The 24517-nt window shown below is 48.1% G+C and carries 21 protein-coding genes, 2 pseudogenes and 1 other annotated feature; of the genes and pseudogenes, 16 read left to right on the top strand and 7 right to left on the bottom strand.

The genetic code is table 11. The features are described from left to right. Positions 1-130: 130 nt before the first annotated feature. A pseudogene (locus tag AYY16_RS05735) lies at positions 131-717 on the bottom strand (metal-dependent hydrolase). A 182-nt stretch (positions 718-899) separates the two neighbouring features. Next, positions 900-1565 carry a hexitol phosphatase HxpB gene (gene hxpB, locus AYY16_RS05730; protein ID WP_067363182.1) on the bottom strand — a complete coding sequence of 222 codons (666 nt, stop codon included), beginning with the start codon at positions 1563-1565 and terminating at the stop codon, positions 900-902. A gap of 240 nt (positions 1566-1805) precedes the next feature. On the opposite strand from hxpB, the gene AYY16_RS05725 reads away from it, so the two are divergent. Further along, positions 1806-2345 carry a YniB family protein gene (locus AYY16_RS05725; protein WP_067363178.1) on the top strand — a complete coding sequence of 180 codons (540 nt, stop codon included), beginning with the start codon at positions 1806-1808 and terminating at the stop codon, positions 2343-2345. Positions 2346-2514: 169 nt separating this feature from the next. On the opposite strand, the gene AYY16_RS05720 is transcribed toward AYY16_RS05725, so the two are convergent. From AYY16_RS05720 to AYY16_RS05700, 5 genes are all read right to left on the bottom strand, one after another. Further along, a complete protein-coding gene (locus AYY16_RS05720; RefSeq protein ID WP_067363175.1) occupies positions 2515-3378 on the bottom strand; it encodes a fructosamine kinase family protein in 864 nt (287 codons plus the stop codon). A gap of 222 nt (positions 3379-3600) precedes the next feature. Next, positions 3601-4455: a metal ABC transporter permease gene (locus tag AYY16_RS05715; protein ID WP_067363172.1), complete on the bottom strand. Its 855-nt coding sequence runs from the start codon at positions 4453-4455 to the stop codon at positions 3601-3603. Then, complete coding sequence (locus AYY16_RS05710; protein ID WP_067363169.1) at positions 4452-5327, bottom strand: metal ABC transporter permease; 876 nt, start codon at positions 5325-5327, stop codon at positions 4452-4454. The genes AYY16_RS05715 and AYY16_RS05710 overlap by 4 nt, the downstream gene beginning before the upstream one ends. Continuing rightward, positions 5324-6208 carry a manganese/iron ABC transporter ATP-binding protein gene (locus tag AYY16_RS05705; RefSeq protein WP_067363166.1) on the bottom strand — a complete coding sequence of 295 codons (885 nt, stop codon included), beginning with the start codon at positions 6206-6208 and terminating at the stop codon, positions 5324-5326. Before AYY16_RS05705 ends, AYY16_RS05710 begins: the two co-directional genes overlap by 4 nt. Beyond that, a complete protein-coding gene (locus AYY16_RS05700; RefSeq protein ID WP_067363162.1) occupies positions 6205-7134 on the bottom strand; it encodes a metal ABC transporter substrate-binding protein in 930 nt (309 codons plus the stop codon). The genes AYY16_RS05705 and AYY16_RS05700 overlap by 4 nt, the downstream gene beginning before the upstream one ends. Positions 7135-7390: 256 nt before the next feature. On the opposite strand from AYY16_RS05700, the gene AYY16_RS05695 reads away from it, so the two are divergent. The 15 genes and pseudogenes from AYY16_RS05695 to arnD all read left to right on the top strand — a co-directional run bounded on the left by AYY16_RS05695 (position 7391) and on the right by arnD (position 24517). After that, complete coding sequence (locus tag AYY16_RS05695) at positions 7391-8053, top strand: transglycosylase SLT domain-containing protein (RefSeq protein ID WP_082970598.1); 663 nt, start codon at positions 7391-7393, stop codon at positions 8051-8053. Between the two features lie 308 nt (positions 8054-8361). Then, the gene (locus tag AYY16_RS05690) at positions 8362-9924 is read left to right on the top strand and encodes a phosphoethanolamine transferase (protein ID WP_067364778.1); all 1563 of its coding nucleotides are present in this window, start codon (positions 8362-8364) and stop codon (positions 9922-9924) included. Between the two features lie 337 nt (positions 9925-10261). Continuing rightward, positions 10262-12190, top strand: coding sequence for a threonine--tRNA ligase (thrS, locus tag AYY16_RS05685; protein WP_067363158.1), 1929 nt, complete (start codon positions 10262-10264; stop codon positions 12188-12190). A gap of 3 nt (positions 12191-12193) precedes the next feature. Continuing rightward, the gene (infC, locus tag AYY16_RS05680; RefSeq protein WP_067363155.1) at positions 12194-12733 is read left to right on the top strand and encodes a translation initiation factor IF-3; all 540 of its coding nucleotides are present in this window, start codon (positions 12194-12196) and stop codon (positions 12731-12733) included. 92 nt (positions 12734-12825) lie between these two features. Beyond that, positions 12826-13023 carry a 50S ribosomal protein L35 gene (gene rpmI, locus AYY16_RS05675; RefSeq protein WP_067364771.1) on the top strand — a complete coding sequence of 66 codons (198 nt, stop codon included), beginning with the start codon at positions 12826-12828 and terminating at the stop codon, positions 13021-13023. A gap of 38 nt (positions 13024-13061) precedes the next feature. Further along, positions 13062-13419 (top strand): annotated as a pseudogene (rplT, locus tag AYY16_RS05670) (50S ribosomal protein L20). Positions 13420-13559: 140 nt separating this feature from the next. Next, positions 13560-13686 (top strand) — a sequence feature (Phe leader region). 91 nt (positions 13687-13777) lie between these two features. Then, positions 13778-14761 carry a phenylalanine--tRNA ligase subunit alpha gene (gene pheS, locus AYY16_RS05665; protein ID WP_067363152.1) on the top strand — a complete coding sequence of 328 codons (984 nt, stop codon included), beginning with the start codon at positions 13778-13780 and terminating at the stop codon, positions 14759-14761. 14 nt (positions 14762-14775) lie between these two features. Beyond that, a complete protein-coding gene (gene pheT / locus AYY16_RS05660; protein ID WP_067363149.1) occupies positions 14776-17163 on the top strand; it encodes a phenylalanine--tRNA ligase subunit beta in 2388 nt (795 codons plus the stop codon). 4 nt (positions 17164-17167) lie between these two features. After that, positions 17168-17464, top strand: a complete 297-nt coding sequence (ihfA, locus tag AYY16_RS05655) for an integration host factor subunit alpha (RefSeq protein WP_067363146.1) — start codon at positions 17168-17170, stop codon at positions 17462-17464. Positions 17465-17575: 111 nt separating this feature from the next. Further along, positions 17576-18586 carry a vitamin B12 ABC transporter permease BtuC gene (btuC, locus tag AYY16_RS05650; RefSeq protein ID WP_067363143.1) on the top strand — a complete coding sequence of 337 codons (1011 nt, stop codon included), beginning with the start codon at positions 17576-17578 and terminating at the stop codon, positions 18584-18586. Next, entirely contained in the window at positions 18586-19353 is a 768-nt protein-coding gene (locus AYY16_RS05645; RefSeq protein WP_067363140.1) for a vitamin B12 ABC transporter ATP-binding protein BtuD, read from the top strand. The genes btuC and AYY16_RS05645 overlap by 1 nt, the downstream gene beginning before the upstream one ends. 150 nt (positions 19354-19503) lie before the next feature. Continuing rightward, entirely contained in the window at positions 19504-20649 is a 1146-nt protein-coding gene (arnB, locus tag AYY16_RS20605; protein WP_067363137.1) for a UDP-4-amino-4-deoxy-L-arabinose aminotransferase, read from the top strand. Beyond that, positions 20650-21639, top strand: a complete 990-nt coding sequence (arnC, locus tag AYY16_RS20600) for an undecaprenyl-phosphate 4-deoxy-4-formamido-L-arabinose transferase (RefSeq protein ID WP_067363134.1) — start codon at positions 20650-20652, stop codon at positions 21637-21639. Then, positions 21639-23624: a bifunctional UDP-4-amino-4-deoxy-L-arabinose formyltransferase/UDP-glucuronic acid oxidase ArnA gene (arnA, locus tag AYY16_RS05630; protein WP_067363131.1), complete on the top strand. Its 1986-nt coding sequence runs from the start codon at positions 21639-21641 to the stop codon at positions 23622-23624. Before arnC ends, arnA begins: the two co-directional genes overlap by 1 nt. Beyond that, entirely contained in the window at positions 23624-24517 is an 894-nt protein-coding gene (arnD, locus tag AYY16_RS05625) for a 4-deoxy-4-formamido-L-arabinose-phosphoundecaprenol deformylase (RefSeq protein ID WP_067363129.1), read from the top strand. The genes arnA and arnD overlap by 1 nt, the downstream gene beginning before the upstream one ends.

Raw genomic sequence — 24517 nt, 5'->3', positions numbered from 1 at the left:
TAAATGATGCGTTATAGATTAACAGGAGTTTTTCAGTCGTACTTATAATTAATCTGAATTATTTATATCTTTATTGTAGATCAAAGGGATTGATTTAGTTGAAACAGTCACTTAACGGATCATTTTTATATCAATATTTTATATTAATTAATTTTATTATAACTATATAGGTAATTGGGTAAGGATAAGATCCCACAACTGCCCCCACCAGCTTTCCCAGTGAGCAGGAAGATAAAACGCGGCCAGCAATACAAAAAAAGGCAACACTGCGTTCAGCCCGCTTGTTACCTTTACTGCCCAGAACCGGAATACAAAAACGCCAGCGGATGGGCCATAACAGCGGAATACCTGCGGTTGTCAGCATATCCGCCACCAGGTGACTGAGATAACCGACAATCACCGCCTGGTAAAAATCGGCAGGAACAGCCCATCCGGCAGGCAGCCGGGTATGGAATAAAAAAAATGCCGGTCAGGATAGCCAGCAGACTGTGCGTAAAGCCACGGTGACCGCATAAGCGGGACACGGGTACTGAAATAAACCGTACCCATTGACCGAGCATCGATTTAGGGTGGTCGATATCCGGCAGTAATGCACCGGCAAGCGCGCCGGGGATCAGATGCAGCCAGTCCCCCTGAGTAATTTCAGGCGAAATCTGGAGCTGATGAACCATCACTATAGAGGCGACAGAAAAAAAACAGGTGACCTTCAGCCGTCATGACGCAATCAATACCGGGTAAATACTCAGGTGTTTATTTATACAGTGGCGCAGTATAAAGTTTTTTGATGCGTTCGACCAGAGGGTAAAAAAGAAAATGCTTATTTATTAATGGATAAGTATGGAATATTCGACTATACCCTTATTCATTCAAACGGCAGGGGATCCCTGCCGCCGGGAGGTTTAACGGATCATGTCCGCTGTCAGCTCATTCAGGGAAGCAAGCTTATAATCTGCCAGTGACCAGCGCGGATCGGCTGCATTTTCTTTTGCCGGTATGACAACAGAGCGCATACGCGCGGCTTTGCAGGAAATCATGCCATTGACGGAATCTTCCAGTGAAACACATTGTACCGGTTTCACACCGAGTGCCTGCGCGGCATTCAGATAAACCTGCGGGTGTGGCTTGCTGTAAGGTAAATCACCGGCAGAGACGACCGCATCAAAATAGTCACGGATGTTAAACATGTCCAGCACAGATTCCAGCATGTAGAGCGGGGAAGCAGACGCCAGCGCAATTTTCAGACCGGCAGACCGGCACAGTGTCAGTGCGTGCTCCACACCCGGCAGCAGCGGGCGCTCTTTTTCCACCATAGCAATAGTGGTATCAATAATTCGCTGTGTGACTTCCTGTTTGTCCGGACCCTGCCACGGGGATGCGTGATACCATAATTCCACGACCTGATCGATACGCAGCCCCAGTAAGTCAGGTAGTTTATCCCGCAGGGACATATCCAGCCCCAGACTGCTGAAAACCTGCTCTTCACCTTGTAACCAAAAAGGTTCGGAATCAATCAGTAAGCCATCCATATCAAAAATAGCGGCCTGAATTGGTAACCTGTAGGACATAGCGTATGCTCCTGATAATTATCAATGAATTAAAACGCACAGTGATTGTAACAAGTGGATCAGCAGAATTCATTAAATGAGTTAATAATTTACGCTATACCCAACGTCATTCAGGATGCAGCCAACGAGCCTGCAGTTTGAATGAATAAGGGTATATTATAAAAGGTCGGAATATTGCTAATGATTTTCACCCGTTTTCTGCGTTATCATTAGCGTTAAAAGATAAAATGAGGAAAACGAATGACGTTGCAACAGGCTCGCTGGCTCGCAGTGTTTAAACGTGTGGCAGGGTGGGTGGTGTTTATTCCTGCGCTGATTTCAACCATAGTCTCTTTACTGAAGCTGGCGCATCAGCAAAGCACTGCCAGTGACAAGATTAATGCCGTTATCGGGGATTTTATTAACGTTGTCACTGAAATGATCCGGGTTAATACGCCGTTCCTGAATGTATTCTGGCGCAACTCACCTACGCCGGACAAATTACTGGGAACTGAGAGTTATAATTTAAGCTTTTTACTGATCTATATTCTGATGTTTGTTGGTCTGGCGCTGAGTGCATCCGGGATCCGCATGTCAAGACAGGTGAAGTTTATCCGGGAAAATATTGAAGATCAGAGCATTATTGAAAATGCCAGAGAGAGCGGAAAAACACTTGAGGACTTAAAAGCCAAAATTCGTATTCCGAACCACACTATTTTCCGTCAGATTTTTGTGTTGTATGTACTCCCTGTATTTATAGGCGTGATTGCATGGTTTTTAATTAAGTTTCTTAACTGGTAATTCCGGCGGGTTATCTGAAAGCATCCAACGAACCTGCAGTTTGAATGAATAAGGGTATAAAAAGAAAAACGCCCCGGCATTAGTATGTCCGGGGCGTTTTTTTGTTCACTACATTCTGTCCACTACAATATGCGCTGTAATATCCGTCATGTAACGGATGGACAATATTTCAGCGGGCCAGAATATCATCAATAATATCCTGTGCGCTCTGGTAATAACGGTCGCCGAATAAGTGGCTGCGGTGAAGCTGATAATAGAGCTGATAGAGGGGCTGCCGGTCTAAAAAGCCACTGTCGAGTGGCCACACCTGCTGATACCCGTCGAGGATTTGCATAGGCAGTTCAGGGAAAAAAGTGAGCATTGCCAAATCACATTCACGATCACCCCAGTAACAGGCGGGGTCAAACGCAACCGTTCTTCCGTCAGTGACGGCGGCACAGTTTGCCGGCCATAAATCGCCGTGAAGCAGGGAGGGTTGTGGCTGATGGTTAGTCAGGCGCTCTTGTACCCGGTCAACAATCGTATCAATATCGCCATATACAATGCCTTTTTCTTTGGCGAGCTGTAATTGCCAGCCGATACGCTTTTCAGCAAAGAAAGAGGCCCATTTTTTATCCCAGGCATTCGGCTGCGGGTTAGTCCCGAGCAGATTGTCTTCATCAAAACCGTAGCGGGGTTGTTCATGCCATTGATGCAGACGCGCCAGTTGTTGTCCGAAGACATAAGCGGTGTGTGAATCAAAAGGCTTCAGCGGCAGGTATTCCATAATCAGAAAACTGTGTTCTTTTGTTGAACCGACACCATAAACGGCAGGTGTGCTCAGTGTGTGGCTGCGACTCAGCGCATCCAGTTGTTCTGCTTCTGTTTTAAAGACCTGTAACATGTCGCGCCGGTTGTATTTGATAAAAACCGGCTGATCGCCATAACAGGCATACCAGGAACGATGGATTTCACCACCATTGAGTTGCTTTTTATCAGAGAACGAATGTTCACCGAAGTGTTCACTGAGTATACGTCCCACTGCTTGCCACATGAGCCACCTCACTAAGCCGTTAATCAGTTCATTTATTCTACAGCCGGAATATAAAAGAAAAAAAGCGGATGTCTCACACAAATTGCACACCAATCACAGGGAAGTAGCGAAAAAAGAGACTTACGCGGGAAGTTTCAGAAGAGCCCTGAACAGAAATGATGAAGCGGGAAGCCCGGACAACAGTGGTTATTCCATCCGTGGAACAGCCACTGTACAGGGTTATCAGGCTATCTGTTTGTGATGTTTGAGTGCGGATAACCGGAGCTGGTTATAAATCAGGGCAATAACAAAATAGAGCGCCTGAACCAGAACGATACAGGCACCGGTTGCACCATCGATATGAAAGCTGACAACTGTTCCGATGTAACTTGAGCTGACTGATACAGCAATGGCGACTATGATCATTTTGCCGAAACTGCGGCACAACAGGAAAGCAATGATGCCGGGCGAGATAAGCATGGCGATCACAAGGATTATTCCGACTGCCTGCAGTGCGGCAACAATGGTCAGTGCCAGCAGTGACAGCAGCCCGTAATGCAGCAGGCGGACAGGTAAGCCGATAACACGCGCCTGGTTCGGATCGAAACAGTAGAGCATGAAATCTTTGTATTTTATCATCAGCACAACCATGGTCAGCCCGGCAATTATCATTGTCTGGTACAGCTCTGCCTGTGTGATCCCGAGAATATTGCCGAACAGGATGTGCGTCAGATGCTGATCGGTATCTATCCGGGTAAACAGAACCAGGCCGAGCGCAAACATGCCGGAAAAAACAATCCCCATAACCGTATCTTCTTTGATCCGGCTGTGTTCTTTCAGGTATCCGGTGGCAAAGGCACAGAATAAACCCGAAACAAAGGCACCGATAATAATCGGGATGCCCATAACAAAGGCGAGGACAATTCCCGGTAACACGGCATGAGAGATAGCATCCCCCATCAGCGACCAGCCTTTGAGCACCAGAAAGCAGGAGAGCACGGCACAGACAGCGCCCGTGATGATCGCCGCAAACATGGCCCGCTGCATAAACGGAAATGCAAAAGGGTCAATAAACAGTGAGGTCAGAAAATCACTCATAATTTTGCCTCCCGGCGTAACGCGGCGGATTCACGACGGGCGCGGCGGCGGGTTGATAACATGCCGTGTTTTGGTGCGAAGAAAAAGGCGAGCAGGAATACGATTGTTTGTAACGTGACTATCATGCCACCGGTGGCACCATTGAGAAAATAGCTCAGGTAAGCACCAACGCTGCTGGTGACCGCACCTAAAATGACCGCGGTTATCAGTAATTTTTTAAACTGATCAGTTAACAGGTACGCAGTTGCACCCGGCGTGATGACCATGGCGATAACCAGTATTGCGCCGACAGTTTGCAGGGCGGCAACCGTACAGGCACTGAGCAGGGTAAAAAAGATAATTTTCAGTGCTGATGGATTAAGTCCGATAGAACGGGCATGGGTTTCATCAAAAAAGACCACCAGTAAATCTTTCCAGATAAACATCAGTACCAGGAATGACACCGCAATAATAATTTCCACCTGCAACATATCGGTATCGGCGATCCCGAGGATATTGCCCATAATAATCGTCTGCACATTCACGGAGGTCGGGTTCAGCGAGACAATCAGCAGACCGGCGGCAAAGAAGGTGGAAAAAATAAATCCGATCACCGCATCTTCCCGCAGCCGGGTCAGGTGGCGGACAAATGTCATAGAAAGAGCCGCCAGCATACCGGTGAAAAATGCACCAACTGAATAAGGAAAGCCGAGCGCATAAGCCCCCGCAACACCGGGAACGACCGAGTGAGAGAGAGCATCACCCATCAGCGACCAGCCTTTCAGCATCAGGTAAGCAGAGAGAAAAGCACAGACGGCTCCCACAATTGCGCTGACCCAGATGGCTTTCACCATATAGTTGTATTCAAACGGCTGAAGTAACAGCTCAATCATGGCTGTTCATCCTTAGTGCCGGTCTGCACAGTCAGATTATCCTGATGACCGTAGAAGACGGCGGCGCGTTCATCATCGGTGATAACAGTGAGTGAGCGTGGGTCATCATCGTCATGAAGATCTGATCCTGAAAGATTGATATGGCGCAGAACGCCGCCAAAGGTTTTTTCCAGGTTTTTTTGTGTAAAGGTGGTGGCAGTAGGACCGCTGTCCAGCACTGTCCGGTTAATCAGGATCACATGATCGCAAAACTCCGGCACACTCCCGAGGTTATGGGTGGATACCAGCACCAGATGCCCCTCTTCACGCAGTGCGCGCAGCAGGTCAACAATGGCATTTTCAGTTTTTACATCCACCCCGGTAAAGGGTTCATCCAGCAGAAGAACTTTTCCCTCCTGCGCCAGTGCGCGGGCAAGGAATACCCGTTTTTTCTGTCCGCCGGAAAGCTCACCAATCTGGCGGTGACTTAAACCGGTTAAACCAACGCGTTCAATAGCATCGGCAACCGCTTTTTTATCTGCTTTGCCGGGAATGCGCAGAAAGCCCATTTTGCCGTAACGCCCCATCATAACCACATCTGAAACCAGCACCGGAAAATTCCAGTCCACTTCTTCTGTTTGCGGAACGTAGGCGATAATATTTTTTTTCAGAGCGGCGCGTACCGGCTCATCATTGAGTGTTACCCGCCCTTGTGTCGGCGTAACCAGGCCCATAATCGTTTTGAACAGAGTGGATTTACCACTGCCGTTGATGCCGACAAGGGCGCAGATAGAGCCGCCATCAATAGTAAAACTGGCATCATAAATAGCGGTGTGACCATTGTTGTAAGTGACGGTTGCATTATCGACAACTAATCGTGGTTTACCGGCAAGTTCACTCATTGGTTAAATCCTTTGGCAATCGTATCTACGGTCACATTAAGTAAATCTATATAAGTCGGTACAGGACCCTCTGCGGTTGACAGTGAATCCACATACAGCACACCGCCGTATTTTGCACCCGTCTCTTTGGCAACCTGTTTTGCCGGTTTGTCAGAAATAGTACTTTCGCTGAAGACCACCGGAATTGAATATTTTTTTATAGTATCAATGATATGGCGCACCTGTTGTGGCGTGCCTTGTTCTTCGGCATTAATCGGCCACAAATACACTTCCTGAAATCCGTAATCATTGGCGAGGTAACTGAAAGCACCTTCACTGGTTGCCAGCCAACGCTGATTTTCAGGGATGTTTGCCAGCCGGGCGCGCAGAGGCGCATCCATTGCTTTGATTTTTTCGGAATATGCGGCGGCATTTTTATTATAGGTGTCTGCATTTGCAGGATCGTGTTTCACCAGGGCTGCCCGGATATTATCAACGTAGATAAGGGCGTTAGCGGGGGACATCCAGGCATGCGGGTTAGGGTTGCCGTTATAGGTGCCGCCACGAATCGAATTAGGTTTGATGCCATCCGTGATTGTCACCGCCGGAACATCCTGTAAATTCTCAAAAAAACGCTCGAACCAGCGCTCCAGGTTTAACCCGTTCCACAAAATTAAATCTGCATCCTGTGCGCGCATAATATCTTTCGGGGTCGGCTGATAGTCATGGATCTCTGCACCCACCTTTGTGATGGACTCCACAATGGCAGCATCGCCGGCAACATTCTGAGCCATATCCTGAATAATCGTAAAGGTGGTGACGACTTTAAACTTTTTATCCGCCGCAGTGGCATACCAGCTAACGGCACTCAGTGTGAGCAGCAGGACAGAATGGCGCAATATGCGCGCCAGGGAAGCGGGAAAGGGGGTCTTTTGTTTTTTGTTCATGGTATCAGCCTGCCTGGTTAAAGTGTGACAAAAACTAAGGATATCTTTATTGATAATGATTATCAATATCATTTGATGCTGTCAGGCACTTTTGTAATATCTTTATAACATTCAAGGGAATTGCTTCACACTATGCTATGAATCACAGGGAAAGTAAAAGTTAAGTAAACTTCTTTTTGTTTCTGTGCATTTTCAGTATTCTTTACGCCAGAAGAACGCCGGATAAAGGGTAGCACAGTGAAAAAAAACCGTTAGTGTGATTGCAATAGCATTATTGATAGCGGGTTGCTCAGGAAGTAATAAACAGACCCGTACCGGCGGCTGGATAAATAAGACACCGTCCGCTGATTATGACGCTTCGTTGTTTCCTGCACAGGGAGACGGAAATAGTGTTTATCCGGCGACACCTTTTGATCAGTTTATCCGCCAGGCATCCAATAGTTATGAAATCGATGAAACACTGATCCGCGCTATTATTGAAGTGGAATCCTCTTACCGGCCTGATGTTATCAGTAAATCGAATGCTGTCGGTCTGATGCAGATTAAAGCCTCTACTGCCGGGCGTGATGCTTACCGCATGAAAGGGCGTAATGGCGAGCCATCAACCCGTGACCTGCTTGATCCGCAAACCAACATTGATATCGGCACAACGTATATCCGTATTATCCGTGATCAGCACCTTGCCGGTATTACCAATCCGCAAACACTCAATTACGCCACCATTGTCTCTTATGTGAACGGCGCCGGTGCATTATTGCGCACATTTGATAATAACCGCGCACTGGCAATTACAAAAATCAATGCATTGTCACCGGATGAGTTTTATGAGCATGTCCGGCGCAAACATCCGGCACCGCAGGCTCCGCGCTATTTGTGGAAAGTCAAAAACGCATACAGTGCTCTGGCAATGTCAGACTGACGGTCAGTAATGACATGTTGGGTACAGAGCGTAGCGAAAAACATAAAAAAAAGCCCTGATTCAGGATCAGGGCAAGAGTAATACCAAAAGTTCACTTATCTCTACTACGGGCTGAATAATAGCGGAAAGCGTTTTACAGGTGGTGAATGAATAATGATAAATTGTATCAATTCTTAACATAATAATTCTGTTACACCACAATGAGATGCAGGGGGGATTCATTACCGGCTGCAAAAGCTGTCGTATCCTGTTATCAGTCCCGCTATAATGCTGACCTCATTTTTAGTTACGAATATGAATTATTTCAAATGACAATAAAAAGCACGCTAAAAAGTCTGATTGCAACGGCCGGGTTATTTCTCTTTTTGTCTCTTCTTCATCTGTGCTTCGGCTATGAATATAAATTTATTTATGTTTTGAGTGCGGCTGCATTATTTGTCTTTTGTTTATCGTTAAGTAAAACATTATACATAGCGCTGATTGTGATTTATTGGCTGGTCGGGCTTATCTACGGGGCAGTGGGTCTTAACTACGGCTATCCGGATGTGAATGCTATCGGTTCACTGATGTATACGGATAATAATGAATCCCTTGAATATATTGCCGGGCTTCCGGTAAAAACCTATTTATATCTGGCGGTGATGACGGTTTCTGCGGTTGTGGCGTGCTTACTGAGTACCCCGAAAAAACGCAGTTGGCGACTGGCACTGTTCATTGTCTTTTTTATCAGTGCATTCTGGTCTTCATCAAAAGATTATATTCAGGGAAAATCAGAAGGTATTACCTCTGTTTTTAAATCAGGTCTGCCGGAAATCCGGTTTTTCCGTGACAGCTATAATAGCTATGCTCAAATCCGTAAAGATAATCTGCGCTACGCCAAAGTGATTGAAACCAGTGACCACTGGGATCCGGTTGTGCGTGATACCGGCTATGACACCTATATTCTGGTGATTGGTGAAAGTGTCCGTAAAGATTTTATGCAGGCATTTGGTTTTACTCATCACCCTAATACCCCTTGGATGAGCAGCCGGAACGGTGTGTTTTTTGATAATTATATTTCGGCTTCCGGCTCTACAACGCTGTCACTGACAAATGCGCTGGCGGTCCGTGAAGGGAAAGTGATTAACCTGAATGATAATTTAGTGGCGCTGGCAAATAAAGCCGGCTTTCATACTTACTGGATTTCGAATCAGCATCTGAAAGGTATTTATGACTCCCCTGTGGGGATCATGGGTAAAAAAGCGGGATTTGCGCATTTTGTTGCACCGAACCGTTCTGATAAAGGCGGCCCTGATGAGATGCTGCTGCCGTTTGTCCGTGATGCACTGGCAGAAAGCACCGGAAAACAGCTGATAGTTGTGCATCTGAATGGGTCACACCCGCAGCCGTGTGGTCGACTGACGGAGAATTTTGATAAATTTATCGGTTCACGCAATATTTCGTGTTATGTGAAAAGCATTGAAAATACAGATAAATTACTCTCAGATATTGCACAGATGGCGGGCAAAGACAACCGCCGCTGGACGATGGCGTACTTTTCTGACCACGGGCTGATGTTTGTGGATAAAGGAACAGAAAACACCAATGTGACACATGGTGACAGTGTAAAACCTAACTTTCAGGTACCGTTTTTTATCACCGCGTATGATGCTCAGTCACAAACCCGTATCAACCATTTCCGCAGCGGATTATCTATGCTGCCGTTACTGAGTCAGTGGCTGGGTATTGACGATAAAAAGTTGGATAAATCTTGTGACTGGCTGAAGGATACAGAGTGTGCCGGGCAGGATAAAGTCGTCAATTTTAAAAATGAACTGAAAAATTTCAGTGAGTTGCCGGATGATGACCTGGTTCTTCCTGCCACAAAATAACCGATTTCCTGTATATCCGGTATAAATGAAACCCGCTCCGGCGGGTTTTGTCGTTAGCCGGTTGTTTCGCCATGAAATGTTCATAAATACAGCTCAGTTTGTGACGCCATCCACCTTTTCAGTGACATAGCCAGATAAATCTATTAATCCGTAATTGCTGTGATAGTATCAATATTGAGTTCCGGCAAGGGCGCCCGGTAAATGGATATTTACCGATGTGACCCAGCTTGCAATGTACGCAAGAAATTTCCGGTAACGTACTGAAAGTTAAATCAAATAAATGAGATTTCTATATGTGATCTTACGTATGGGTCACCACTGTAGATAAGGATTTAAAATGCCTGTAATTACTCTTCCTGACGGCAGTCAGCGCCAATTTAATCACTCTGTTTCTGTCCTTGATGTTGCTAACGATATCGGTGCCGGTCTGGCGAAAGCCTGTATCGCGGGTCGTGTTAACGGCACACTGGTTGATGCCTGTGACCTGATTGAACACGATGCCAGCTTAGCCATTATTACCGCCAAAGACGATGACGGTCTGGACATTATCCGACATTCCTGCGCGCACCTGTTAGGTCACGCCATCAAACAATTGTGGCCGGATACCCGGATGGCAATTGGTCCGGTAATCGACAACGGTTTCTATTATGACGTTGATCTCGAACACTCCCTGACTCAGGAAGATTTAGAGAAACTCGAACAACGGATGGCGGAGCTCGCCAAAAAAGAGTATGACGTGGTCAAAAAGCGCGTCAGCTGGCGTGAAGCCCGCGATATATTTGTTTCCCGCGGCGAAGATTACAAAGTTGAAATCCTGGATGAAAATATTCCTCAGGATCAGCAACCTGCATTATATCATCATGAAGAATATATCGATATGTGCCGTGGTCCGCACGTACCGAACATGCGCTTTTGCCATCACTTCAAATTACAGAAAGTGGCGGGTGCTTACTGGCGCGGCAACAGTGACAATAAAATGCTGCAACGTATTTACGGGACAGCATGGGGCGATAAAAAACAGTTAGCGGCCTATTTGCAACGTCTGGAAGAAGCAGCAAAACGCGACCACCGCAAAATCGGTAAACAGCTTGACCTGTATCATATGCAGGAAGAAGCGCCGGGTATGGCGTTCTGGCATAACGATGGCTGGACGATTTTCCGTGAGCTGGAAGTGTTTGTCCGTGTGAAACTCAAAGAATATGATTACCAGGAAGTGAAAGGTCCGTTTATGATGGATCGCGTTCTGTGGGAAAAAACAGGACACTGGGAAAACTATAAAGAGCACATGTTCACTACTTCTTCTGAAAATCGTGAATATTGCATTAAGCCGATGAACTGCCCGGGTCATATCCAGATCTTTAATCAGGGTCTGCGTTCATACCGTGATCTGCCGCTGCGTATGGCTGAGTTCGGTAGCTGCCACCGTAATGAATCATCCGGTGCGTTACATGGTCTGATGCGCGTCCGCGGCTTTACGCAGGATGATGCACATATCTTCTGTACCGAAGAGCAGGTAATGGATGAAGTCCGCTCCTGTATCCGTATGGTGTATGACATATACTCCACTTTCGGTTTCAAAAAGATTGTGGTGAAACTGTCCACCCGTCCTGAAAAACGTATCGGTACAGATGTTCAGTGGGATAAAGCTGAGGCAGATCTTGCCAGCGCGCTGGAGAAAAATGGTATTGAATTTGAATACCTGCCGGGCGAAGGTGCGTTTTACGGTCCGAAAATTGAATTTACTTTGTATGATTGTTTGGATCGTGCATGGCAATGTGGTACAGTGCAGCTCGATTTTTCACTACCGGCTCGTTTAGGTGCAACGTATGTTGCTGAAAACAATGAACGCCTTACCCCGGTAATGATTCACCGCGCAATTTTAGGTTCAATGGAACGTTTCATTGGTATCCTGACTGAAGAAACAGCGGGTTTCTTCCCGACATGGTTAGCGCCGAATCAGGTTGTAGTGATGAATATCACTGATTCACAAGCGGATTATGTTCAAAAATTAGTCAAAGAGTTGCAAGATGCCGGTATCCGTGCAAAAGCAGACTTGAGAAATGAGAAGATTGGCTTTAAAATTCGTGAACACACATTACGTCGTGTTCCTTACATGCTGGTCTGCGGTGATAAAGAAGTTGAATCAGGCAAAGTGTCTGTTCGTACGCGCCGCGGTAACGACCTTGGCAGCTTCGATGTAAAAGAATTTAAAGAAAAACTGCTTGAAGAAATTCGCAGTCGCAGTCTTGATCAACTGGAGGAATAAAGTATTAAAGGCGGAAAAAGAATCCAAACGGCACGTCCGAACCGTATCAACTCGGAGATTCGTGTCACTGAATTACGTTTGACTGGCTTGGAAGGCGAACAACTTGGTATTGTCAGCCTTAAAGAAGCTCTTGAGAAAGCCGAGGAAGCAGGGGTTGATTTAGTTGAAATCAGTCCTAATGCCGAGCCGCCGGTTTGTCGGATTATGGATTACGGCAAATTCCTCTACGAAAAGAGCAAATCGACAAAAGAACAGAAAAAGAAACAAAAAGTTATTCAGGTCAAGGAAATTAAATTCCGTCCTGGTACAGATGAAGGCGACTATCAGGTCAAACTACGCAACCTGATTCGTTTTCTTGAAGATGGTGACAAAGCCAAAATCACACTGCGGTTCCGTGGTCGTGAAATGGCGCACCAGCAGATCGGTCTTGAAGTACTTAACCGTGTTAAAGACGATCTGAGTGAAATCGCGTCCGTCGAATCGTTTCCATCACGAATCGAAGGTCGTCAGATGATCATGGTGCTTGCGCCTAAGAAGAAATAGTCGGGCAATAACAAGTAATAAGCGCCGGGGGCAACCCCGGTACTTATTCGCCAGGCTAATTCGTTTTTTAACAATGCGAAGTGGATATTAAAATGCCAAAGATTAAAACTGTACGTGGTGCAGCGAAGCGCTTCAAAAAAACCGCCAAAGGTGGTTTTAAGCGTAAGCATGCTAACCTCCGTCATATTCTGACTAAAAAATCAACTAAGCGTAAACGCCATTTGCGTGCAAAGGGTATGGTCTCCAAAGGGGATCTGGGTTTAGTTATTGCTTGCCTGCCATACGCATAAGCAAGTTTTTAGAATAGTTTAAGACTTAGGAGATTAGTATGGCTCGCGTAAAACGTGGTGTTGTTGCCCGCGCACGGCACAAAAAAAATTCTGAAACAAGCGAAAGGTTACTACGGTGCCCGTTCGCGCGTTTATCGTGTTGCATTCCAGGCTGTAATCAAAGCCGGACAGTATGCTTACCGTGACCGTCGTCAGCGTAAGCGTCAGTTCCGTCAGCTGTGGATCGCACGTATCAACGCAGCAGCTCGTCAGAATGGTCTGTCTTACAGCCGTTTCATTAACGGTCTGAAAAAGGCATCCATCGAAATCGATCGTAAGATTTTAGCCGATATCGCTGTATTCGATAAAGTGGCATTCGCTGCACTGGTCGAAAAAGCAAAAGGCGCTCTGGCGTAATTGTTCAGACAAAAGAGGGAGCTTGCTCCCTCTTTTGCTGTCTGGCAAAAAAATCTTCAAAATGAATAATTTGTCGTTGTATCTCTGCTGAATTTTCGCGTAGTATTACAGGATATAACTCATTAACCCAAAATGGTTGAAAAAATGAACACACTCGTTTCTTTCCGTTTCTTTTTTTTACTTTAGCGCCTGAATTTCGGGGGTTTTACGCGTAGAAAAGAAACGAAAAGTAACGCCGTAAGCCTCCAGTTTGGAGGCTTTTTTGTTTTATGGTCCTGCCAATGTGAAATGTTATAAAAAATACCGGCAGCGACTATCGTCACAATTTAAGACCACAGGGTCAGAGGAATAGGAAAACATGCCACATCTCGCTGAACTGGTTGCTCAGGCAAAAGCAGCCGTCGAAGAGGCAAAAGATGTTGCAGCGCTGGAATCGGTGCGTGTTGAATACCTGGGTAAGAAAGGGCATTTAACACTACAGATGCAATCGCTGCGGGATCTGCCGCCGGAAGATCGTCCTGCTGCGGGTGCTGTGATTAACGAGGCTAAACTGGAAGTCCAGACAGCCTTGAACACCCGTAAAGATTCTCTGGAATCAGCAGCACTGAATGCACGTCTTTCTGCTGAACGGATTGATGTCTCTTTACCGGGACGTCGTATGGAAAACGGCGGATTACATCCGGTAACCCGTACCATCGAACGTATTGAAGCCTTTTTCGGCGAACTGGGCTTTTCTGTGGAGTCCGGTCCTGAAATTGAAGATGACTATCATAACTTTGATGCACTGAATATTCCGGCGCACCATCCGGCGCGTGCTGATCACGATACCTTCTGGTTTGATGCCAAACGTCTGTTACGCACCCAGACCTCCGGCGTGCAAATCCGTACCATGAAAGATAAACAGCCGCCAATCCGCATTATTGCGCCGGGCCGCGTTTACCGTAATGACTACGACCAGACACATACCCCGATGTTCCATCAGACCGAAGGCCTGATTATTGATACCAATATCAGCTTCACCAATCTGAAAGGTACACTGCATGATTTTCTGAATCATTTCTTTGAAGAAGAAATGCAGGTTCGTTTCCGTCCGTCTTACTTCCCGTTCACCGAGCCATCGGCGGAAGTGGATGTTATGGGTAAAAACGGCAAATGGCTGGAAGTTCTGGGCTGCGGGATGGTGCATCCTAACGTTTTACGCAATGTCGGTATTGATCCTGATATTTACTCCGGTTTCGCCTTTGGTATGGGAATGGAGCGCTTAACCATGCTGCGCTACGGCGTGAGTGATTTACGTGCGTTCTTCGAAAATGACCTTCGTTTCCTCAAGCAATTCAAATAAGGCGGGACTTTCTCATGAAATTCAGTGAACTCTGGTTACGCGAATGGGTAAATCCGGCGATCAGCAGTGATGCATTATCCGATCAGATTACCATGGCAGGCCTGGAAGTTGACGGTGTTGAAACCGTTGCCGGTCAGTTTCACGGCGTTGTCGTCGGTGAAGTGGTTGAATGTGGTCAGCATCCGAATGCAGACAAACTGCGTGTCACAAAAGTGAATACCGGGGGCGACCGCCTGCTGGATATCGTTTGTGGTGCGCCAAATTGCCGTAAAGGACTGCGTGTGGCGGTAGCAACCGTCGGCGCGGTGTTACCGGGTGACTTTAAAATTAAAGCCGCCAAATTACGCGGTGAGCCGTCAGAAGGCATGCTCTGCTCATTTTCTGAGCTGGGGATCAGTACTGACCACGACGGTATTATTGAGTTACCGGCAGATGCTCCTGTGGGAACAGATCTGCGCGCGTACATGAAACTTGATGATACGGCGATTGACATCAGCATTACGCCAAACCGTGCGGATTGCCTGAGCATTCGTGGTGTGGCGCGCGATGTCGCGGTTATTAATAAAATGGATTATCAGGCACCGGATATGACACCGGTTGCGGCTGTCCATAAAGATTCCTTCCCGATCCGTGTTGATGCGCCAAAGGCGTGCCCGCGTTTTCTGGGTCGTGTTATCAAAAATGTGGATGTCACAGCAAAAACGCCGCTGTGGATGGCGGAAAAATTGCGCCGTGGCGGCGTACGCTCTATTGATCCTGTCGTGGATATCACCAACTATGTTCTGCTGGAGCTCGGTCAGCCGCAACATGCGTACGACCTGGATACGCTGGATGGCGAAATGATCGTCCGTATGGCAGAGCAGGGCGAGAAACTGACCCTGCTGGACGGCAACGAAATTACACTGACAGATAATATCCTGGTCATTGCGGACAACCGTGGTGCATTAGGCATGGCGGGTATTTTTGGCGGTGAGCACTCAGGTGTGTCTGCACAGACAAAAAATATTCTGCTGGAAACGGCATTTTTTAATCCGCTGGCGATAACCGGCCGTGCCCGTCAGTATGGTTTGCATACGGATGCCTCACACCGCTTTGAACGCGGCGTTGACCCGCAATTGCAGCATATGGCGGCAGAGCGTACCACCCGCTTGATCCTTGAGATTTGCGGTGGTGAGCCGGGTGAAATCATTGAAGTGGTATCAAAAGCTGATTTACCGGAAGTGGCGACTATCATACTGACCCGTCATAAACTGGATCAGCTGATTGGTCATCATGTGGATGATGCACAGGTCACAGACATTCTGACGCGCTTAGGGTGTGATGTGGATGCCGGACAGGATCAGTGGAAGGTGGTTGCTCCGGGTTGGCGTTTCGATATGGAAATCGAAGAAGATCTGGTTGAAGAAATTGCCCGTATTTACGGCTATAACAATATTCCGGATGTTCCGTTACGTGCAGATCTCATCATGACATCACGTCATGAAGCGCATCTTCCGCTGAAACGGGTAAGAACACTGTTAGTTGACCGGGGTTTTCAGGAAGCGATTACGTATAGTTTCGTGGATCCTAAAATCCAGGCACTGCTGCATCCCGGCCAGGACGCCATTATTCTGCCTAATCCGATTTCTGTGGATATGTCAGCGATGCGCCTGTCATTATTACCGGGTCTGCTGAGCACCGTTGTTTACAACCAGAACCGTCAGCAAAATCGTGTACGCCTTTTTGAATCAGGGTTGCGCTTCGTTCCTGATACGCAGGCAGACCTCGGGATCCGTCAGGAAACCATGCTGGGCGGGGTTGTTGCGGGTAACCGGAATGATGAACACTGGTCATTGGAAAAACAGGTCGTTGATTTTTATGATTTAAAAGGTGATCTGGAAACCATTTTAGAATTGACTGGCAAATTAGATCGTGTATCGTTTAAAGCAACGACGAATCCGGCCCTCCATCCGGGACAAGGTGCTGAGATTTATCTGGAAGGTGAGCATATCGGCTACATTGGTGTGGTTCATCCTGAACTGGAGAAAAAACTGGATCTCAACGGCCGTACGGTTGTCTTTGAAATCCGCTGGGACGCACTGTCAGACCGTATTATTCCAGAGGCTGAAGCAATTTCACGCTTCCCTGCAAACCGCCGGGATATCGCCATCGTTGTGCCGGAAAGTGTCGCCGCAGAAGACATTCTGAATGAATGTAAAAAAGTTGGCGTAAATCAGTTAGTTGGCATAAACTTATTTGACGTGTACTACGGTAAGGGCGTTGCCGAAGGCTACAAGAGCCTGGCGATAAGCCTGACGTTACAGGATACTGAACGTACACTTGAAGAAGATGAAATTGCAGCAACCGTAAACAAATGTGTTGCCGCGTTGCAACAGCGATTTAAAGCATCCTTGAGGGACTAAACCTATGGCGCTTACTAAAGCTGAAATGTCAGAAAATTTGTCGGAAACGCTGGATCTCAGCAAACGCGATGCGAAGGATCTGGTAGAACTGTTTTTTGAAGAAGTACGTCGTTCTCTTGAGAATGGCGAGCAGGTAAAATTATCCGGTTTCGGAAACTTTGATCTGCGGGACAAAAATCAGCGTCCGGGCCGCAACCCTAAGACGGGTGAAGATATTCCTATCACGGCACGCAGAGTTGTCACTTTCCGTCCGGGGCAGAAATTGAAGGCCAAGGTCGAGAAATCGACACCGAAAGAGTAAGACCTGAAACGACCTCTTATGAGGTCGTTTTCTTTTCTGTGGTTTGTCAGACAGTAACGTTACATCAGTACAGGTATACTATTTCCCGTCTTACATAATGACAGGGACCTCATGAGTACTCACAACCCCATCACACAGTTAGTGCAATCCGGGCAAAAGCGGGATATGCACCGTATTATTTTCCTCTCTGCTGCATTACTCATCATGACTGCCGTTTCATTATGCGCAGGTGAAATGTGGATCCTGCCGGACGAGTGGCTGACGGAAACCGCACAGTTATTTGTCTGGGAACTGCGTTTTCCCCGGGTGCTGGCGGTGATTGCTGTGGGTGCAAGCCTGGCGATGGCGGGGGCCGTTATGCAGGCGATTTTTGAAAACCCGCTGGCGGAACCGGGTCTGCTGGGCGTCAGTAATGGTGCCGGGGTCTTTGTTGTTTTCATCGTATTGTTTTTCAAAGGAATGCCGCCGTTGTGGGTACTGGGTACCGGCGCGGTCATCGGTGCAACATTATTGACACTGATTTTATTGTATTTCGCCCATTTCCGCCGTCTGACTAACAGCCAGTTGCTGCTGGTGGGGGTAGCGCTCGGCGTTATCTGCGGGGCATTTATGACCTGGATGGTGTATTTCAGCACCAGCCTGGATTTGCGCCAACTGATGTACTGGATGATGGGCAGTTTTTCCGGGGCTGACTGGCGGCTCAGTCCGTTACTGGCAGCGCTTGCGGTTGTGGCGCTCTGGTTGCTGTGGCAGGCGCCGGTTCTCAATTATCTGGCACTCGGCGAGGTCAGCGCCCTGCAACTCGGCGTGTCCGCCCATCGCTGGCGTAATGTGTTTATTATCGCCGTCGGGTTATTAATCGGGCTGAGTGTGGCGATAGCCGGCGCGATAAGCTTTATCGGGCTTATTATTCCGCACATGCTGCGTCTGACGGGTATTACTGATCACAGAACACTGCTTCCGGCTTGCGGGCTGTTTGGTGCGCTCAGTATGCTGCTGGCTGATTTGTGCTCACGTCTTATTTTAGCTAACGCGGAAATTCCTATCGGAGTGGTGACCGCCACTATCGGTGCACCGGCCTTTATTTATCTGCTTACGCGGCATCACGGAGGGCGGCGCTGATGGATGCACCTTTGTTATCAGTCAGTCAGCTGCGGATGGGGCAGCGCCTTTCGTGTGATCATCTGGAATTTTTTGCCGGACAGCAGGTGCATCTGCTGGGACCGAACGGCTCCGGGAAAAGCACCTTACTGGCAGCACTTGCCGGTATCGCGCGTTATCAGGGAGAGGTGTGTTATTACGGTAAAAATTTACAGACAATCCCCAAACGGCAGCAGGCCAATTTTCGCGGGTATCTGACTCAGCTTACAGACAGCATCCCGGTAATGACGGTGTTTCAGTATTTACAGCTTTATATGCCACCGCAGCAGGAAAATACCGCTATTATTTATCCGCTTTGTGATGATTTTCAGTTAGCACCGTTATTGTCCCGCGTATTAACCCGGTTATCCGGTGGTGAATGGCAGCGGGTTAAAATTGCCGCGTCATTTCTGCAATTATGGAGCGGTGATAATCTGAACGGTAAATATCTGTTATTGGATGAACCCCGCAATCACCTGGATATTACCCAGCAGGCGATACTGGATAAATGGATAGCCCGGTTTTGTCAGCTACAGGGCACTATTATTACCAGCGGTCATGATTTAAACCACAGTTATATCAATGCGGATGCGGTGGTATTACTGAAAGCGGGTCAGCTACTGGCGGCAGGTGAAACGAAAAAGGTGATGACTGAAGATATTTTGAGCGACCTTTTTCAATCTGACATAAAAAGTATCAGACCTACACAAGAAACCCATTGGCAAATAACGGATTGGCATCAACATTAGCGCAATTTTTTTGTTATGCTGTCTGCCTTATTTGCTATTCTTAATTTGCCATAAAGATTAAGGATTGTTTAAACACAGAGTTGATGTTGAACGTCAATTGAATCAATTCAGGATATAATCACCAATTCTGTTTCTTATTAGGGCGCACTTATGCTTGAATTTCTTCCGTTTTCCCGGCCTGCTATCGGGGAGTCAGAAATAGCTGCTGTTGAAAAGGTGCTGCGCTCCGGCTGGATAACCACCGGCCCGCAAAATCATCAGTTGGAAACCGATTTCTGTCAGCGCTTTGGATGTAAACACGCCATTGCACTGGCGTCGGCAACAGCGGGTATGCATGTTGCACTGATGGCGCTGGGTGTGGGTCCGGGTGATGAAGTGATTACGCCTTCACAGACCTGGGTGTCCACTCTCAATATGATTGAGCTGCTGGGTGCGGTGCCGGTCATGATTGATGTCGACCGTGACACACTGATGATTTCGCCGGATGCTGTCCGGGCGGCAATCACCCCGAAAACCAAAGTGATTATTCCTGTCCATTACGCCGGTGCTCCGTGTGACCTGGACGCGCTGCGCGCTATCGCCTCAGAACACAACATCTTCCTGCTGGAAGATGCGGCACATGCTGTCGGCACCCGTTATAAAGACGAGTGGATTGGTGAGAAAGGCACGGCCATTTTCTCCTTTCATGCCATCAAAAACGTCACTTGCGCAGAAGGCGGATTAATTGCAACAGATAACGATGAACTTGCACAGCGTATCCGTTGTCTTAAATTCCACGGCTTAGGTGTGGATGCTTTTGACCGTCAGATGCAGGGGCGTAAACCGCAGGCGGAAGTTGTTGAGCCGGGGTTCAAATATAATCTGTCCGATATTCATGCAGCCATCGCGGTGGTGCAGCTGAGCCGGATGGATGAACTGAACGCGCGCCGTGCACAGTTAGCGAAACTGTACCATGAAGCCCTGAAAGGGCTGCCGGTTGCATTGCTGGCTGTACCGGATTACCCGCATCTGCATGCGAATCATCTTTTGATGATCCGTGTGGATAAAACGGTATGCGGCATCGACCGTGATACCTTTATGGAGCAGTTAAAGGCGGTCAATATCGGGACCGGGCTTCATTTTCGTGCCGCTCATACCCAGAAATATTACCGGGAACGGTATCCGTCATTATCGTTGCCCCATTCGGAGTGGAATACAGCGACATTATGTTCGCTGCCGTTCTTCCCGGATATGCAGGACAGTGATGTTACCCGTGTGACAGACGCAATCAGAGAAATTCTTGCGGAGCAGAAATAAGTGTCTTTTAACGAAATTAAAAAAGTGTCAGTGGTCATTCCGGTTTATAACGAGGAAGAAAGCCTGCCTCAGTTACTGGAGCGCACCATCAGGGCGTGTCAGTCACTGACACAGTCGTATGAAATTGTGCTGGTGGATGACGGCAGCCGTGACCGTTCAGCCGAAATGCTGACGCAGGCGGCTGAAATCCCTGAAAATCATGTGGTTGCCGTGTTACTGAACCGGAACTACGGGCAGCATTCCGCGATTATGGCGGGGTTTAATCAGGCAGATGGCGATCTGGTGATCACCATGGATGCGGATTTACAGAACCCGCCGGAAGAGATCCCGCGCCTGGTCGAAAAGGCGGAAGAGGGTTATGACGTGGTCGGTACACGCCGGGCTAACCGTCAGGACTCCTGGTTTCGCAAAACAGCATCCAAAATGATCAATAAAATGATTATTTCTGCGACCGGCAGCTCTATGGGCGACTACGGCTGTATGCTGCGTGCTTACCGCCGCCATATTATTGATGCCATGTTGCAGTGCCATGAGCGCAGCACCTTTATCCCTATTCTTGCAAACACCTTTGCCCGCAAAACGATTGAAATTGATGTCACCCACGCCGAGCGCGAATTTGGTGATTCAAAATACAGTTTTCTGAAACTGATCAATCTGATGTACGACCTGCTGACCTGTCTGACCACCGCACCGCTGCGCTTATTAAGTATTGCGGGCAGTATTATTGCCGCCTCCGGTTTTCTGCTGGCGCTGTTACTGATTATCCTGCGGGTGGCTTTCGGCTCATTGTGGGCGGCAGAAGGGGTCTTTACCCTGTTTGCTATCTTATTTATGTTTATCGGCGCGCAGTTTGTCGCGATGGGAATGCTCGGTGAATACATCGGGCGGATCTATAACGATGTCCGCGCACGTCCCCGGTATTTTATTCAAAAAGTGGTCGGCGCTGCGGCGAAAGAGACCCGTGAAACTGAAACTCAGGAAAAAAACTAATGAAAGCAATCGTATTTGCCTACCATGATATTGGTTGTGCCGGATTGAAAGCCCTGAAAAAAGCAGGCTATGATATTCAGGCCGTCTTCACTCATACCGACGATCCGGGTGAAAACCATTTCTTTTCATCGGTTGCCCGCGTCAGCGCAGACATGGAATTGCCGGTTTATGCCCCTGAAAATGTTAATCATCCGCTGTGGGTTGAGCGTATCCGTGAACTGAAACCGGATGTGATTTTCTCTTTCTATTACCGTGATATGCTGAGTGAAGATATTCTGAACCTGGCACCGAAAGGCGCATTTAACCTGCATGGTTCACTGTTACCGAAATATCGCGGTCGCGCGCCTATCAACTGGGCGGTACTGAACGGCGAAACCGAAACAGGCGTGACACTGCACAAAATGGTCACAAAAGCCGATGCCGGTGATATCGTGGCGCAGGAAAAAGTCACTATCGGTGAAAACGATACGTCTCTGATTATTCACGGTAAAGTCCGCGAAGCCGCTGAAATTCTGCTGAATAAAACATTACCGCTGATTGAAGCCGGTTCTTATAAAGCAACCGCTCAGGATGAATCTCAGGCAAGCTATTTCGGACGCCGTTGTGCGGACGATGGTCTGATTGAATGGGAAAAGCCGGCTGCACAAATCCATAACCTGGTCCGTGCTGTTACTGAGCCGTACCCGGGTGCATTCACCTTCCTGGGTGAGCGTAAGATGATTATCTGGCGCAGCCGTGTACTGGCTGACAACAAAGGCAAGCGTCCCGGTACGGTTATTGCGACCGAACCACTGACTATCGCCTGTGGCGAAGGTGCGCTGGAAATTGTCAGCGGACAGGGTGAGTCAGGTCTGTATGTTCAGGGCTCCCGTCTGGCGCTTGAAATGGGTATCGTGACTGATGTCCGCGTCGGTCCGAAAGCCACTGCACAGGTTTCCCGCCGTAAACGTGTCCTGATCCTGGGGGTTAACGGGTTTATCGGTAACCACCTGACAGAGCGTCTGCTGGAAGACGGTAACTATGATATCTATGGTATGGATATCAGCGCCTCCGCTATTGACCGTTTTATCGGCGATCCGCGTTTCCACTTTATTGAAGGTGATGTCAGCATCCACACTGAGTGGATTGAGTATCACATCAAAAAATGTGACGTGATCCTGCCGCTGGTGGCGATTGCCACACCAATCGAATATACCCGCAACCCGCTGCGTGTATTCGAACTGGATTTCGAAGAAAACCTGAAAGTTGTCCGTTACTGTGCGAAATACAACAAACGGATTATTTTCCCGTCCACGTCTGAAGTGTACGGCATGTGTGACGACAAAGAGTTTGATGAAGATAACTCCCGTCTGATCGTCGGCCCTATCAACAAACAGCGCTGGATTTATTCTGTTTCCAAACAGTTGCTTGACCGTGTTATCTGGGCATACGGCGCAAAAGAAGGGCTGAAATTCACCCTGTTCCGTCCGTTTAACTGGATGGGCCCGCGTCTTGACAGCCTGAACTCTGCGCGTATCGGCAGCTCGCGTGCTATCACCCAGCTTATCCTGAACCTGGTCGAAGGTTCGCCGATCAAACTGGTTGACGGTGGTGAGCAGAAACGTTGCTTTACCGATATCCATGACGGTATCGAAGCACTGTTCCGCATTATCGAAAACCGTGACGGCAAGTGTGATGGCCAGATTATCAATATCGGTAACCCGGTTAATGAAGCAAGTATCCGTGAATTAGCAGAAATGCTGCTGGATTGCTTTGAAAAACATCCGTTGCGCGGCAATTTCCCGCCGTTTGCCGGCTTCAAAAAAATCGAGAGCAGCACTTACTACGGTAAAGGCTATCAGGATGTTGAGCACCGTAAACCAAGCATTAAAAACGCTGAGCGTTTACTGAACTGGACACCGACTATCGATACCCGCCAGACAGTGGAAGAGACACTTGATTTCTTCCTGCGCGGTGCATTTGAAGAACTGGAGAACGATGAGTAATGAAGAACACCGGCCTGCGGGTTGATGTTGATACTTACCGCGGCACACAAGAAGGTGTGCCGCAGTTACTGAAAGTATTTGCACAGCACGATATTAAAGCCAGTTTTTTCTTCAGCGTCGGGCCGGATAATATGGGGCGCCACTTGTGGCGCCTTTTGCGTCCCAAATTTCTGTGGAAAATGCTGCGTTCCAATGCCGCTTCACTTTACGGTCTTGATATTTTACTGGCAGGCACTGCGTGGCCGGGTAAAAAAATCGCCCGTGATCTCGGCGACCTGATGAAACAAACGCTGGACGCCGGACATGAAGTCGGGCTGCACGCCTGGGATCATCAGGGCTGGCAGGCTAAAATCGGTCGTTGGTCACCGGAGCAGATAACAGAGCAAATCCGCCTCGGAACCGATGCGCTGTCGCAGGCGACCGGGCAACCGGTACTGTGCTCGGCAGTGGCGGGCTGGCGTGCAGATGAGCGGGTTATTGAGGCCAAACAAGCGTTCGGATTTGCGTATAACAGTGATTGCCGCGGGACACATCCGTTTCGTCCGCTTCTCGCAGACGGGACTACCGGAACAGTGCAAATTCCTGTTACACTGCCCACCTATGATGAAGTCGTCGGCACACAGGTTGCAGATGCTGATTTTAATGACTTTATTCTTAATGCTATCAGACAGGATCAGGGCGTTCCGGTTTATACCATCCACACAGAAGTGGAAGGTATGTCCAAAGCCGCGCAGTTTGAAGCGCTGCTGACACGGATAACAGCGGAAAATATCCGGTTTTGTCCGCTGAGTGAACTACTGCCGTCTGATTTATCAACATTACCGACAGGTAAAGTGGTACGGGGCAATTTTCCCGGCCGCGAAGGCTGGCTGGGCTGCCAACAAGAGGGATAG

It is taken from the genome of Morganella psychrotolerans, assembly GCF_001676155.1.
Lineage (GTDB): Bacteria > Pseudomonadota > Gammaproteobacteria > Enterobacterales > Enterobacteriaceae > Morganella > Morganella psychrotolerans.
This window is presented reverse-complemented; position numbering and strand designations above follow the sequence as displayed.

Bases quoted from the DNA above. Each gene is read 5' to 3' on its own strand.
- AYY16_RS05715 (WP_067363172.1), bottom strand. From the start codon at position 4,455: ATGAGTGATTTTCTGACCTCACTGTTTATTGACCCTTTTGCATTTCCG.
- AYY16_RS05705 (WP_067363166.1), bottom strand. From the start codon at position 6,208: ATGAGTGAACTTGCCGGTAAACCACGATTAGTTGTCGATAATGCAACC.
- btuC (WP_067363143.1), top strand. From the start codon at position 17,576: ATGAGTACTCACAACCCCATCACACAGTTAGTGCAATCCGGGCAAAAG.
- hxpB (WP_067363182.1), bottom strand. From the start codon at position 1,565: ATGTCCTACAGGTTACCAATTCAGGCCGCTATTTTTGATATGGATGGC.
- AYY16_RS05720 (WP_067363175.1), bottom strand. From the start codon at position 3,378: ATGTGGCAAGCAGTGGGACGTATACTCAGTGAACACTTCGGTGAACAT.
- ihfA (WP_067363146.1), top strand. From the start codon at position 17,168: ATGGCGCTTACTAAAGCTGAAATGTCAGAAAATTTGTCGGAAACGCTG.
- AYY16_RS05725 (WP_067363178.1), top strand. From the start codon at position 1,806: ATGACGTTGCAACAGGCTCGCTGGCTCGCAGTGTTTAAACGTGTGGCA.
- AYY16_RS05645 (WP_067363140.1), top strand. From the start codon at position 18,586: ATGGATGCACCTTTGTTATCAGTCAGTCAGCTGCGGATGGGGCAGCGC.
- AYY16_RS05690 (WP_067364778.1), top strand. From the start codon at position 8,362: ATGACAATAAAAAGCACGCTAAAAAGTCTGATTGCAACGGCCGGGTTA.
- pheT (WP_067363149.1), top strand. From the start codon at position 14,776: ATGAAATTCAGTGAACTCTGGTTACGCGAATGGGTAAATCCGGCGATC.
- AYY16_RS05710 (WP_067363169.1), bottom strand. From the start codon at position 5,327: ATGATTGAGCTGTTACTTCAGCCGTTTGAATACAACTATATGGTGAAA.
- pheS (WP_067363152.1), top strand. From the start codon at position 13,778: ATGCCACATCTCGCTGAACTGGTTGCTCAGGCAAAAGCAGCCGTCGAA.
- arnA (WP_067363131.1), top strand. From the start codon at position 21,639: ATGAAAGCAATCGTATTTGCCTACCATGATATTGGTTGTGCCGGATTG.
- rpmI (WP_067364771.1), top strand. From the start codon at position 12,826: ATGCCAAAGATTAAAACTGTACGTGGTGCAGCGAAGCGCTTCAAAAAA.
- arnD (WP_067363129.1), top strand. From the start codon at position 23,624: ATGAAGAACACCGGCCTGCGGGTTGATGTTGATACTTACCGCGGCACA.
- AYY16_RS05700 (WP_067363162.1), bottom strand. From the start codon at position 7,134: ATGAACAAAAAACAAAAGACCCCCTTTCCCGCTTCCCTGGCGCGCATA.
- thrS (WP_067363158.1), top strand. From the start codon at position 10,262: ATGCCTGTAATTACTCTTCCTGACGGCAGTCAGCGCCAATTTAATCAC.
- arnB (WP_067363137.1), top strand. From the start codon at position 19,504: ATGCTTGAATTTCTTCCGTTTTCCCGGCCTGCTATCGGGGAGTCAGAA.